The sequence below is a fragment of the Testudinibacter sp. 'clade 2' genome (assembly GCF_006227735.1).
In the GTDB taxonomy this organism is placed as follows: domain Bacteria; phylum Pseudomonadota; class Gammaproteobacteria; order Enterobacterales; family Pasteurellaceae; genus Chelonobacter.
In genome coordinates, this window is sequence record NZ_VDHB01000005.1 from 1 (window position 1) to 13,260 (window position 13,260).

A 13,260-nucleotide genomic window follows, 5' to 3' on the forward strand; every position below is an offset into this window, starting at 1 on the left:
CCACGGTCATGGACACGAAGGGTGCTGTGGCGGTAAACACAAGCACTAATCTGCTTGGCGTATCTCATGATAAACAGAAAGATAGCTACGGCTAGCTTAGACTGCTGACAAAGGTTAAAATACACGATTAATGTTGTAACTGCAGGGGGCGATTATATATCGCCCCGAACCGCACTTTGCATTTTTCCTTTATTAATTAAGTGCTTATTCAGTACTTCGCAAACGGGCGGATATATAATCCGCCCCTACCTTGCCTCATCAAATATCTTTGTCAATAATCTGAGATAGCTACGGCTATCTTTTTGTATATTGGGCGCGCCAATATGCCAATGAAGCACGCATCTCTGTTCACTACCGCACTTTATGTTAAAAGTGCGGTCAAAATAACGATAAAAAGACAGATATCCCTTTTAATCAACTATACTACCCCATTTTAAGCAGGAGAAATCGTTATGCCAATTCAGTGGAATAAATTAATCGGTGCCGTATTATTAACACTACCATTAGCGCTCAGCGCCAACTTAACCCCCACACCTCCGCAAAGCACTCTGATTGAAGTTGCCGCAGAAAAACCGTTGGTCAATCAATGGCAAGATATCAGCTACGCACAACCCAAAGCGATGGGACGTCCGTTGAATCTGAAGATGGATATCCTGCAACCACAAAGTGATGCCAAGCTGCCTGCCGTCCTGTTCGTCACCGGTGGCGGTTTTCTGATGTCACCAAAAGCCAACTACATTCAACAGCGCTTGGCGATTGCTGAAGCCGGTTATGTGGTCGCCAGCATTGAATATCGCCATATTCCGCAAGGTAAATTCCCGGAACCCTTGCTGGACGTGAAATCGGCAGTGCGCTATTTGCGCGCCCATGCCGATGAATTTGGTATTGATAAAGATAAAATTGCGATTATGGGCGAGTCCGCCGGGGGATATTTTGCCGCATTAGCCGCCACCACCAATGGTGATCGCCAATTTGATGTGGGTGAAAATCTGGATCAAAGCAGTGCTGTACAAGCTGCAATTGATCTGTACGGCTTATCTGATCTAAGCCAAATCGGTGCGGATTATTCGCCGGAAATACAAGCCGTACATGCTGGCGATAATGTCTCAGAGGCCTTGATGTTAAACGGCATTCCGCCATTTGCCAGTGGCGGTGCGGTCAGCTCAACGCCTGAACTGGCAGCGCAAGCCAACCCGATTAGCCATATCTCTTCCAATACGCCACCGTTTTTATTAATGCACGGCGATGCTGATATGCTGGTCTCACCCAGCCAAACTGAAATATTGTTTAACGCCTTGGCAGAAAAAGGGATTTCAGCACAGCGTTATGTAATTAAAAATGCGGATCATGCCGGTGTTTACTGGGCGCAGCCGCAAGTGATCAAGTTGATGGTTGATTTTTTGAACCAACAATTTAAAAATACAGCCAAATAATCTTAGGCGAAGACGAGGCGGATATGAATATAAACAACTTAAGCGGTTTGCCAAAAACCGCTCTAGGCATCTCAACATTTTGCTTTTCAACCATTTTCTTTTCAACCATGGGATTCTCTGCATCAGCTAAAGCAGAAATTAAACAGATTGAATCGCAAATTAACCAAGTGACGTTATATCAACAACAAGCCAAAGTTGAACGCCACGCTGAAATTGAATTAAGCAAAGGGCAACATGAACTGGTATTTTCCGCCTTGCCACAGTATTTGGATGAAGCCTCATTACAATTTAATGCCAGTGGCAACAGCCCCTTAACCGTGCTTTCCATCGACAGCGAACTATACGCCGCCGAGCAGCACAGCGGCAGTATATTACACGATTTACAGCAACAAATCACTGCCCAGCAAGCCATCGTGCAACAGCAGCAAGATAAATTAGCAGAGTTGGACAACCAGTTTAATTTGCTGCAATTATTGCAGCAATCTCGTCTAAACAGTGATACTCAACAGAGCTTTGAAGATTTCGGTCGTCTACAGCAATTTTCTCGCACCAGCTACACCCAATTGAGTGCCGAAAAACGTGCCACCCAAACGGAACTGGAAGCGCAGCAACAAAAATTGGCGCAGTTAGAGCAAAACTACCAACGTTTAGGTGGCGAGCAACAAAATATGCAGCGCTTGGTCCGTGTGCAAATTCAGGCAACAGCCGACGGCAAACAGCAACTGAGTTTAGCCTATAATATCTTTAACACCAGCTGGCAACCGCAATATCAGTTGAATTATAACAGTAAAAACAACCAGTTAGATTTACAATATGGCGCAAAAATTCAACAAAACAGCGGTGAGGATTGGTCAAATATCAAATTGATCCTGTCAAGCGCACATCAGATTGAAGTGGGCAGCGTACCTGAAATTTCACCTTGGCTGATCGATTTCTACCAACCGCAACCACTAGCCATCACTCAAGCAGCCAAAGATAAGAAATTGAGCCTGCAAGGGTTAGATCAGGCAGAAACGGCTATGCAAACAGAGCTGACTATGGCTGCTGCCCCGCAAACCGCTGAGGTGGAAAGCGGGATTGTTGCCTCCAGTTTCACCCTTCCCAGTGCGGTCAGTATTGCCAGCCAGCAAGGTAACCAAAGCGTGATCATCGCCAGCACAACCCAAGAAGCGAAAGCGGAATATGCGTTTTATCCGGAATTTCAGGATAACATTCTCATCACCGTCAGTGGGCAAAACCAACAGGATTACCCGTTATTAGGCGGCACATTACGCACCGCTTATGACGGCAAAATCGTCGGCTCCGGCTACCTGCCAACCCTACTGCCCGGCGAAGCGTTTAAGCAGTTAATCGGCGAAGATCAAACCATCAGCGTCAAAGCCGAACCGGTAAAACGCAGCCAAGAAAGCGGCGGTTTGATCAACAAAACCAACAAAATACGCCTTGAAACGGGCTACACCCTGCAAAACAACCGCACTGAAAGCGTTGATGTGGTGGTGTATGACCGCCTACCGCAAGCTGTCAACCAAGCGATTAAAGTGAATATCTTAGCGCCAGACAGCAAAACCGCCACCATCGACGACAATGGCCGCTATCAACAAAAAATCACCCTCGCTCCCAACAGCAAACAAACCATCAACAAGATCTTCACGCTGGAATATCCGCAAGATCAAATGCTGAGTGGGTTGTGAAATTATAGGGTCTGTTAATAGAAAATAGCAGGTTGGCAAATGGTCACTAAATCAAACCCATTGCCAACCTTGATTGTGCTGGTTAAGCCAAAAACCGTCCGATAACCTGCCCACCGACCAGAATCCAAGTCATCAGTAACGAGGTGAAAAATACCCCCAGATACAGATAGCCGGTTTTGAGGTAGCACCAATTATTGATCAACAATAATACGATGAATTGCGGAATAATTACCGCTAACATCATCATCCAACGCCCGCCAAATTGCGGCAGCCCGATGAGATCAAAACCGGGGCCGATTTGCATAAAATTCGGTATAAAATGGAATAGCCACAACAGACACAAGCCACCGACAGCGGCGAAGACCACTTTTAACGTCCAGATTACCAGGGTAGATACCGCACTTTCCGCAAGCGGTTGTTTCATCTGTACGGTTAAAATCAAGCCGTTATAGATAAAGAAGAAAGCGAGAATCGGGAGCCAATATACCAAAAACAGATTAAATCGCTCCGGGGTTAACGGTTTTAAAAACGGCCATAAAAATCGCAGTTCTGCGCCCCAATACCAATGGGCAAAACCGGCAAGCAGGTAAAGCCAGCCGATTAAAACAGCACTCAACGCTAAAAATCGCAGGATAATATTAGCAGTGGATAACTTATGCTGCTGACTGAAAACCCCAAATTCTGCCAAGGAGATCGGCGGTGCGGATTTTTTCCAAGCAAGGAAAAAAATCAGATTTAGCACTGCACTGACCGCCAGCCAAGTAATGATACCGTTGCCCATTTCCAGCGGCATAAAAGCAAGATGGGCGGCAATCGGTTCATTGGCGCCACCCCATTGGGTCAACAGCGGATAAAGCACAAGCGTGGTCACGATATTAAGCATCGCAAAACGCCACCAGGTTTTGGGGCTGATCGCCGTTTTTGTAGTAACAGGCTGCGTAGCTGCACTAAAATACGACGTTTGAAGCAAAGCATTAGCAACAAACAGGCTGGAGATAAGTGCAAAGAAGAGTGCAAACAATCCGGCAAACTCCTTATACCAATAAGTTTGCTGCGCCGGATCACTCCAGTAGCTTTTATCGCCGTTTTGCAATGCCGTATTGAACCATTCGATCGCCCGCCGATTGCTCTCTTTGGCAATCATCACGCCCAAATGTGTGCCTTCAACCAGATCCGCCCGTCTTGCCGAACCGTCAGCAAAATTGCCGTAGGTATAGCCCCATTTCAACGTTTCGTTTTCAGGCAGAGAGAATGCCAGGAGTCGGGCTGAATTATGGACTAACTCTTTCACCGGAAAACTTCTTTCGCGATAACCGCCAATCTCCTCATATAATCCCTGCGTCAACAGATAGTTATGAATTTCCGGATCACCACCATTGCTGCTTAAACCATTGACCGCTTTATGATCGGGATTGAGTTTGGCGACCCGAATCGCATTCAGTGCGCCGGTTGAATGACCAAAAATACCCAACCTGTGTTGATCAACAAACGGCAGAGATTTTAAATATTGGTAACCGTTGTTCGAACCGCTCATATTTTTATTACTGGCAGGCAATATGGTTGAATAACCGTGCCCGAATTGGTCGATCGCCAACACAACAAAGCCCCGTTTTGCCAACTCCAACGCCCCAAAAGTGCTGGTTGCTTCTTTATCACTTTGATAGCCATGCAGTGCCAAAAGACCCGGTGCCGGATTTTCAGCGGTTGCCGTGAGCGGACGATAAAGCTTTGCTGCCATCGGCTGCATCTCTTCGGTCATAATCTGAAGTTGTCGCACATCAATACGACCGAAATCCCGCTCGATCAATGACGCCAAATAGGCAAAAACCAGCGTCAATATCGCAAACAAGATTGCGCCTAAAAACGAAGAACGGCTGGCATTTCTACTTTTCATACGTTTCTCCTTACTAATTTAAGGTATAAGCTAAGTTGTCGTTTCAGCCAGCACCGTAACTTGCGCGCTATCGATCCCCTTGACCAGTAACGGCAGCGCAAAAATGCGCTGCAACTGCGGTGCATCAAGTTCAGCCAATTTCATATCTTCGATAATGCAAATGAAGTTTTCACTGAACATACCGAGCATAATCTGGTGTGCTTTCACACCATGCTCCGGATTCGCCGGAGAGGCGAGCGAGATAAAATCAAAGCCGATCGCTTTCAGATTCGGGGCGTAGTCAATCAAATATTGGGCAGCATTGATACTGACTGCACAGCCTTGCGCAGCATATTGCTGCGGTTGTTCAGACCGCACTTTTTCCAAACCGGTACGAATTAGTAAGCAGTCTGCTTGTTGAATTTGCAATAGAAAAGGGGCGAGATCCTCAACTTCAATGAGGCTGGCTTTTGCTTTTGGAATATCAAGCAGCAGCGGTTTCTGATAAATAAACTGTGCCAACGGCAGCTCCGAAATGGTTTTTCCGTTCGGATTGAAATGATTCGGCGCATCAAAATGGGTACCGAAATGGTTAAACAGATAGATTTTTGCACTGTTATACACCGCACCTTGTTGTGTGTCACTACACTTTTCGATACTCAGGGTCGGCTCGCCGAGAAAGCCGGGATCATTGATATCCAGCGGATAAGAAAGCAGTTGATATGGCATAAATTACTCCTTTGTTTGATTGAGAGTGCGTGTTTGTTGCAGTAACCAACGCTGTGCAGCCGGGCTATTGAATACGGCATCCCAGGTGTTGTGGGGATTATTATTGACAATACCGTTATCCCCCGCCTGATCAAAACTGAATTCAGTGTATTTTACGGCAGGATTTTTCAGTTGCTGGCTGAGGATTTGGTAATTAATTCGCGAGCCGGCAACCGGCGAAACTTTGTCTTCTTTGCTGTGGAAAAACCAAATCGGCATATTGGCAAGCGAAGCTAAATTTTCTTGGGTTGCGTTGCCGTCGATCCATTCCACGGAATAGGCTTCCCGTCCGCCCATTAATAATGCGGCGGCAAAAAAGTGCGGTCTGTCCAGCAGCAAATACAGCGCACCTTCGGCACCACGCGATAAACCGACCAGATAAATCCTTGCCGGATCAATCTGTGGATGTTGTTGCAGCGTTTTATCGATCATGGCCAGCAACAACGCTCGACGATTTTCCGTCTGCCAATGAATGCCACCGCGCTGTCCTTGTTTCACATTATCAAAAGGATCAAACACACTGCTATATTGTGGCGCAAGCACAAAGCCTTCTTCATATTGCAAAGTTGAAATTGCACCTTGGCTGGAGAGTAATTGCGCAACATTGTCCTGCCCCAACTGCCCGGAACCATGCAGGAAAATGGTCAGTGGATATTGTTGCGCCACCGCACTTTGATGCTTGGCGTTATCAGGGGTAAAGTGCGGTTTATACAATTGATAATGCAATATGTTTTTGGGATCGTTTAGAGAAACGTGATCCGCTGCAAACTGATCAAACCACAGATTATGCCTATTCTTCGCCTCTGCCGTTACGCTAATATTTTGCGGCGCAACAGTTTTACCGTTGCTTAATTTCAGCAGTCCTTGTTGGGTGACATGGTATTGCAAGCGCTGTTGATAAAATTCTGGCACACGGTTGCTTTGCACAATCTCTCGCTGAATCATTTCACCTTGCTCATTTTTGGCACGAAACAACATCGGCTCGCTGTTTTCGGTTCTCAATGAATACAAATCCGCATTGGCATCTTCTTTATTCAGTTCCAAAATCAGGTAGTGACCTGATTTGGCTTGCGCAGATAAAGTCGGTTTATCCATGCCGTAGCTTCGGAGAATTTGGCGCTCGCCTTGTGATTTTCCGTCCAACACCACTTCAATTTGATAACGCGTTTCCAACCCTTCGCCATTAAATAACTCATCTTCATATTCCAAGGCAAGCGCTGAGACTTTTTGCCCTTTGGCGGTTAATTCGGTGATCAGTTTGGCACTGATAATTTTTGATGGCTGCGGTTCGTCGGGAATGGTGACGGACTGATTTGCAAATAACACTGCGGGAAACAGGAATAATAGAGAAAAAAGAATATTACTTTTTAACATGCCAACTCCTTGATAAAAATAAATATGGGCTTGATATTCTCAAACCCATATTAGAAAGTTATTTTAAACAAATATCATCCACATTAGACTTACCGCTAAGAATCCGATTAAACCAAAAATAGTTGTCAAAATCGTCCACGTTTTTAATCCTTGAGATACAGAAATTCCAAAAAACTTTGTCCATACCCAAAACAAAGAATCATTGACATGAGATAAGGTCATTGAACCAGCAGCAATCGCACTAGTCACTAAAGCAATTTGCAAGCCACTATATTGTTCAGCAATAATTGCCGGAGCCAAAATTGTTGCTGTCGTTATAGTCGCTACTGTTGCAGAACCTTGCGCTGCACGCAGCAAAGCGGCAAGGATGAAGGCTAAAAGTAGTATAGGCAACCCTGTTGCAGACAATACATCAGCTAAAGCCTTACCTACTCCACTGGCATCTAGAACTTTACCGAACATTCCGCCAGCACCGGTAATTAAAATAATACCTGCAATCGGAGCTAAAGATGAGTTCAAAATTTCTTCTAATTGCTCTTTTCTCCAACCTCTTCGAATACCTAAAGTATAAGATGATAAAAATACCGCAAACATTAAAGCGAAAGGAGAGCTTCCGACCATACTGAAAATTTCACGAATGATATTTTCTTTTGGTAAGGTCGTCGCCGTTACCGTTCCCAACATGATCAAAATCAACGGAGTAACAATCATCATCAACACTAAACCAAAGGAAGGCAATCCATCCGTTGAATAAGATTGCTCTTTTTGTTGTTGTATAAGATCACTCGATGTGGAGACTTTTACAAAATTACGATTGGTGAAAAAAGGAATAAATAATTGTCCTAATAAATATGCCGGTAGCGCAGCTAAGAAACCCACTCCTAAAACTAAGCCAATATCTGCATTTAATACTTGTGCGCCAGCAACGATTCCCGGATGTGGTGGAAGAAAAACATGCACCGTCAACATTGATAATCCGATCGGCAAGGTATAAACCAACATATTCCCTCCTAACCGTCTCGCAACGCTGAAAATAATCGGAATCAATACAATAAAGCCGACGTCGACAAATACAGGAATCCCGAAGATAAAACCAGTTAAACCTAAGGCAAATGCAGCTCTTTTTTCACCAAATTTATCCAGTAACCAATTAGCCATAACATCAGCGCCATTTGATTTCTCAATGATTTTACCAAGCATAGCTCCCAAACCGACAATCAATGCAACACCACCTAAAGTGCTCCCCATTCCACTGATTAAAGTTGGCATAACTTTGTTCATTGGAATCCCCGCTGTAAGAGCGACAGCAATACTCACTACACCAAGAGCCAGAAAAGGATGCACTTTTCCTTTAATCATGATAAAGAGAAGCGCAAGAACACTTGCAATCCCAATTAAAATTAACATTTCATTTGACATAATACTGTTTCCTTTTTTAAACATCCTTCCATGGGATGATTATGCTGTTAATAGAAGATTTTTGACTTACATTACAAAATGCGGTTTTATTTATACTGCTCAAACCATTTCAAGCCGTCTTCGGTGTTGCCTCTTGGGTTATATTCGCAGCCGACCCAGCCGTCGTAGCCGATTTCGTCCAGTTTGGCGAAGATATGTTGGTAGTTGATTTCGCCCTCGTCAGGCTCATGGCGGTCGGGCACGGAAGCGATTTGCACATGGGCGAATTTGCCGTTTAGGCTGTCGGTCAGACGGGATAAATTGCCATCGACATTTTGGGCGTGGAAATAGTCTAACTGCACAAACACATTGTCACGATCGATTAAATCCACCAGTTCCAGCGTTTGGAATTGGCTGGCAGTAAGGTAGTTCGGTTTGACTTGCGGGCTGAGCGCCTCCAACAAAATCTTGATGCCGTGCGGTTTGAATTTGTCAGCAGCATAGCGCACGTTGTCGATAAAGGTTTGTTTGTATTTGGCATAATTTTCCCCCGGTGGCACGACGCCAGACATAATATGCACATTCGGACAATTAAGCGCCAGCGCATACTCCAATGCCAAATCAATATCACGCCGACTGTCGGCTTCGCGTCCCGGGATGGCGGAAACGCCCCACTCACCGGCTTGCACATTGCCCGGTGCTGTGTTGAACAGCACTTGTTGCAGACCATTTTGTTGCAGTTTGGCTTTTAACTGCTCTTTTGGATAGTCATAGGGAAAAAGATATTCCACATACTTGAAGCCGGCTTTTGCCGCCGCTTCGAAACGATCGAGAAACGGCAGTTCGGTAAACATCATGGATAAATTAGCAGCAAACTTAGGCATCTTATTTTCCTCTGTTTTTCAAATCATTGACTTCGTCATCGGTGAGATAACGTACGTTTTGCCCTTTTAACAGGAACATCAGTTTTGCGGTTTCTTCCAGTTCTTCGGTGTTATCCACCGCATCGAATAAATCTTCGCCACACACCACTACGCCATGATTAGCAAGCAGGAATGCCTTGCCGTCCAGCGCCCGTTCACTCAGTTCACGAGCAATATCCGGCGAGCCAGGGCGGTAATAAGGAATCACCGGCAATTTGCCGACCCGCATCACATAGTAGGGCGTGAACGCCTTGATGGCATTGCTTGGATCCAGATTGTCCAAACAGGAAAGTGCGGTCAGATAGGTGGAATGCAGATGCACAATCGCGTTGCACGCTGGGTTGCGTTGGTACATCGCCAAATGGAATACCGATTCTTTCGACGGTTTTTTGCCTTCCAGCAACTTGCCGTCACTATCCAACACCGACAAATCTTCCGCCTTCAAGCGCCCCAACGACGAACCGGTCGGGGTAACCAAAAAGCGGTTGCCGCTCAGACGCAGCGAAATATTGCCGGCACCGCCAACGCTGTAACCCCGTTCAAACAATGAACGAGCTAAGTTGACCAGATCGATTTTTTGTTGCTGTTCACTCATACAAACATCTCCTGTGCATCGCTAAAGAACGACTCTTTGCCGAAGTTGCCGGATTTAAGCGCTAGAAAAGTCGCTTCATCGAGGGCTTTCAGCCATGGCACGCCCGGCGCAATTTGCTTGCCGATTTGGAAGCCGTCAAAGCCTAATTTCTGCACCACAATACTGGAAGTTTCTCCCCCGGCAGTGATGAAGTTTTTCACACCGTACTGCTTTAATTTTTGGGCTAATTCGGCGAAAGTTTGCTCAATCGCATGACTGGCAGTCTCACCACCGAATTTGGCTTGGATCGCTTTCAACTGTTCTGGCGCAACCGTGGCGTATACCATCGGTGCAAATTCACCGTTCAGATTTTCAATCACCCATTGATACAGCGCTTCGGCATAATTCGGGTTATTCAGGCTCTGTTCGACGTCCAATAATTTATGCGCGGCTTTGGTTTTATAAGCTTCCACTTGCTTGTTGGTCATCACCGAGCAAGAACCGGAGAGAATCACACTTTTGGCTTTGTTGGGTAAAAGTGCGGTTTTTGCAGCCTGTGCCGTGTTGTTTTTATTTTTGTACGCCGCCATATACGCCGCTAAACCGGAACCACCGGTCACCAGTTTGAAATCGTCAATGGCTTCAGCCAAGACCGCTAGTTGTGAATTATCCACCGCATCAACCACCGCATAGCGGTAGCCCTGCTGTTTTAATTGCTCAAAACAGCGTTTGACATGATCGGCACCTTGAATCACATCAGAATACGCCACTAAACCGGTTTTACCGCGCGCCTGCGCGTCCATCAGACGCATCAGATTGGCATCTTTCATCGGCGTAATCGGGTGATTTTGCATCCCCGATTCGTTGAGTAACGTTTGACCGACAAACAGATAGCCGTTGAAAATGGTTCTGCCGTTAATCGGCAATGCCGGGGTGATCACCGTGAAATCATCGTTGAGCTGATCCAACAGTGCATCGGTCACCGGACCAATGTTGCCGCTGGCGGTGCTGTCGAAAGTGGAACAATATTTAAAATAGAACTGGTTGCAACCGCTCTTTTGTAACCACGCCAAAGCTTGTAGCGACTGCTGCACTGCTTCCTCGACCGGATTAGAACGGGATTTTAAACTGATCACCACCGCATCGACCGCACTTTGCGACGTAGTACTTTGCGACGTAGTACTTTGTAATGCACGATTCGGCACGCCATTCATTTGCACCGTACGCAAGCCGTTTTCGACCAAGAAACTGGCGATGTCGCTTGCCCCGGTAAAATCATCTGCAATTACGCCCAACATCATTATTTCTCCTCTTTTTGTGGCAAAGTAATGCCGCTAAAAATTTTGATCACTGCACTGTCGTCTTCTTTGCCGTAACCGGCGTTACTGGCGGAGGTGAACATATTAAATGCGGTGCTGGCAAGCGGCAGCGGAAAGTGCAGCGATTTAGCGGTGTCGGTTACCAAGCCCAAATCTTTGACGAAGATATCGACCTGAGACAGTGGGGTGTAATCGCCGTCCACCACATGTTTCATGCGGTTTTCAAACATCCACGAATTGCCGGCGGCATTGGTCACCACGTCATACATCAAATCCAACGGAATACCTGCGCGCGCGGCAAGTGCCATCGCTTCCGCACCGGCGGCGATATGCACCCCTGCCAGCAATTGATGAATAATTTTTACCGTTGCGCCCAAGCCAATTTCGCTGCCGATGTTATATACTTTGCCTGCGACCGCACTTAGCACCGGTTGCAGCTTTTCAAAGGCTTCGCTCGAACCGGAAGCCATCACCGTCATGTCGCCCCGTGCCGCTTTGGCTGCGCCGCCGGACACCGGCGCATCCAGCATAATTAAACCTAGCGCTGTTAATTTTTGTGAAATTTCTTTGGCGTCTTGTGCGGAAATGGTGGATGACACCATCACCGCCGTACCGGCTTTTAATTTTGCCGCCAACCCATTTTCACCGAATAAAATCCCTTTCACCTGATTAGCATTAACCACCAACAGCAACACGGCGTCCAGTTTCTCAGCAAAACCATCGGCATTCATTGCCACTTCTTTTGCCCCGGATTGTTTCAATTTATCCAATAAAACGGGATTTAAATCAATCCCATAAGTGTCAAGCTTAGCGTTAACACAAGAAAGTGCCGCGCCCATACCCATTGCGCCGAGACCGACGACTGCGACTGAATAACTCATAAAAAAATCTCCATTTAGATTGAAAATCAACTCAGATAACTCTGCATTTTGTCAGTGCATAATGCCTGAATTGGAAAGATAAAACTGCGAGTTTGATCACAAATATTCACAATATGTGTTATTTATTGTTAATTTTATCGCGGTTTAAAATCAATATTTGAGTTCTTTACGCATAAAGTGTTATTATTTCACTAAAATTCACAATAAATTTAAGGAATTAGCCATGATTCCGGCAGAAAGACAAAAACGCATTCTGATGTTGCTGAGCGAACACGATCTGATCAGCATTGCCGAATTGGTTGAGATTATGCAGGTGTCACATATGACGGTGCGGCGCGATATTCAAAAACTGGAAGAACAAGGCAAAGTGGTGTCGGTGTCCGGCGGCGTGCAATTGCTGCAACGCCTGTTCAGCGAGCCGACGCATGATGATAAATCCCTGCTGTTTCAAAGCCAAAAGCAAGCTATCGGCGTAGCAGCGGCTCGGTTGATCGCCGACAGTAAAACGGTTTATTTAGATGCCGGCACCACTACGTTGGAAATCGCACACCATATTGCCAAACGCAGTGATTTATTGGTGATCACCAATGATTTCGTGATCGCCAATTTCTTGATTAAAGAGGGCAACGGTGAATTGATCCACACCGGTGGTCATGTCTGCAAAGACAACTACTCTTCCGTCGGCGAACTGTCGGCACAATTTTTACGCAATATTTCGATTGATGTCGCCTTTGTTTCCACCTCCTCCTGGAATTTAAAGGGTCTAACCACCCCAGATGAGAAAAAACTGGCAGTGAAACGCGCGATTGTCGAATCGAGCAAAAAAAATGTGCTGGTTACCGATTCGTCAAAATACGGCAAAGTCGCCACCTTCTGGATTTACGGTTTAGACGTATTCGACACTATTGTCACCGATAAAAATTTGCTGGAGAGCGTGCAAAAAAATATTCAAAATCTGAATATTGAGTTGATGTTGGCATAAAAAATCGCTACCGGTTTTGCTGCCGATAGCGATGCTGACCGCAC

11 protein-coding genes are annotated in these 13,260 nt (G+C 45.9%); 3 read left to right on the forward strand and 8 right to left on the reverse strand.

Features of this window, described 5'->3' with window-relative positions; all coding sequences use genetic code 11:
* Nucleotides 1-452 precede the first annotated feature (452 nt).
* Together FHQ30_RS00630 and FHQ30_RS00635 are read left to right on the forward strand one after the other, a co-directional pair.
* A complete protein-coding gene (locus FHQ30_RS00630) occupies nucleotides 453-1,433 on the forward strand; it encodes an alpha/beta hydrolase (RefSeq protein WP_139610210.1) in 981 nt (326 codons plus the stop codon).
* A gap of 23 nt (nucleotides 1,434-1,456) precedes the next feature.
* Nucleotides 1,457-3,124 carry a mucoidy inhibitor MuiA family protein gene (locus FHQ30_RS00635; protein WP_139610211.1) on the forward strand — a complete coding sequence of 556 codons (1,668 nt, stop codon included), beginning with the start codon at nucleotides 1,457-1,459 and terminating at the stop codon, nucleotides 3,122-3,124.
* A gap of 82 nt (nucleotides 3,125-3,206) precedes the next feature.
* Here FHQ30_RS00635 and FHQ30_RS00640 read toward each other — a convergent pair whose 3' ends face one another.
* From FHQ30_RS00640 to ltnD, 8 genes are all read right to left on the reverse strand, one after another.
* Nucleotides 3,207-5,018, reverse strand: coding sequence for an alpha/beta hydrolase (locus FHQ30_RS00640; RefSeq protein ID WP_139610212.1), 1,812 nt, complete (start codon nucleotides 5,016-5,018; stop codon nucleotides 3,207-3,209).
* A 30-nt stretch (nucleotides 5,019-5,048) separates the two neighbouring features.
* Nucleotides 5,049-5,726, reverse strand: a complete 678-nt coding sequence (locus tag FHQ30_RS00645; protein ID WP_139610213.1) for a cyclase family protein — start codon at nucleotides 5,724-5,726, stop codon at nucleotides 5,049-5,051.
* A 3-nt stretch (nucleotides 5,727-5,729) separates the two neighbouring features.
* Nucleotides 5,730-7,139 (reverse strand): phospholipase, encoded by a 1,410-nt coding sequence (locus FHQ30_RS00650; RefSeq protein ID WP_139610214.1) that lies wholly within the window; start codon nucleotides 7,137-7,139, stop codon nucleotides 5,730-5,732.
* A 63-nt stretch (nucleotides 7,140-7,202) separates the two neighbouring features.
* Nucleotides 7,203-8,558 (reverse strand): GntT/GntP/DsdX family permease, encoded by a 1,356-nt coding sequence (locus tag FHQ30_RS00655; protein ID WP_139610215.1) that lies wholly within the window; start codon nucleotides 8,556-8,558, stop codon nucleotides 7,203-7,205.
* 86 nt (nucleotides 8,559-8,644) lie between these two features.
* Nucleotides 8,645-9,421 carry an HPr family phosphocarrier protein gene (locus tag FHQ30_RS00660; protein ID WP_139610216.1) on the reverse strand — a complete coding sequence of 259 codons (777 nt, stop codon included), beginning with the start codon at nucleotides 9,419-9,421 and terminating at the stop codon, nucleotides 8,645-8,647.
* A 1-nt stretch (nucleotide 9,422) separates the two neighbouring features.
* The gene (otnC, locus tag FHQ30_RS00665) at nucleotides 9,423-10,055 is read right to left on the reverse strand and encodes a 3-oxo-tetronate 4-phosphate decarboxylase (RefSeq protein ID WP_139610217.1); all 633 of its coding nucleotides are present in this window, start codon (nucleotides 10,053-10,055) and stop codon (nucleotides 9,423-9,425) included.
* Entirely contained in the window at nucleotides 10,052-11,332 is a 1,281-nt protein-coding gene (otnK, locus tag FHQ30_RS00670) for a 3-oxo-tetronate kinase (RefSeq protein WP_139610242.1), read from the reverse strand. The genes otnC and otnK overlap by 4 nt, the downstream gene beginning before the upstream one ends.
* A 2-nt stretch (nucleotides 11,333-11,334) precedes the next feature.
* Nucleotides 11,335-12,234 carry an L-threonate dehydrogenase gene (ltnD, locus tag FHQ30_RS00675; protein ID WP_139610218.1) on the reverse strand — a complete coding sequence of 300 codons (900 nt, stop codon included), beginning with the start codon at nucleotides 12,232-12,234 and terminating at the stop codon, nucleotides 11,335-11,337.
* 223 nt (nucleotides 12,235-12,457) lie between these two features.
* Between ltnD and FHQ30_RS00680 the strand changes: the two genes are divergently transcribed.
* Nucleotides 12,458-13,216, forward strand: a complete 759-nt coding sequence (locus FHQ30_RS00680) for a DeoR/GlpR family DNA-binding transcription regulator (protein WP_139610219.1) — start codon at nucleotides 12,458-12,460, stop codon at nucleotides 13,214-13,216.
* The last annotated feature ends 44 nt before the right edge of the window (nucleotides 13,217-13,260 follow it).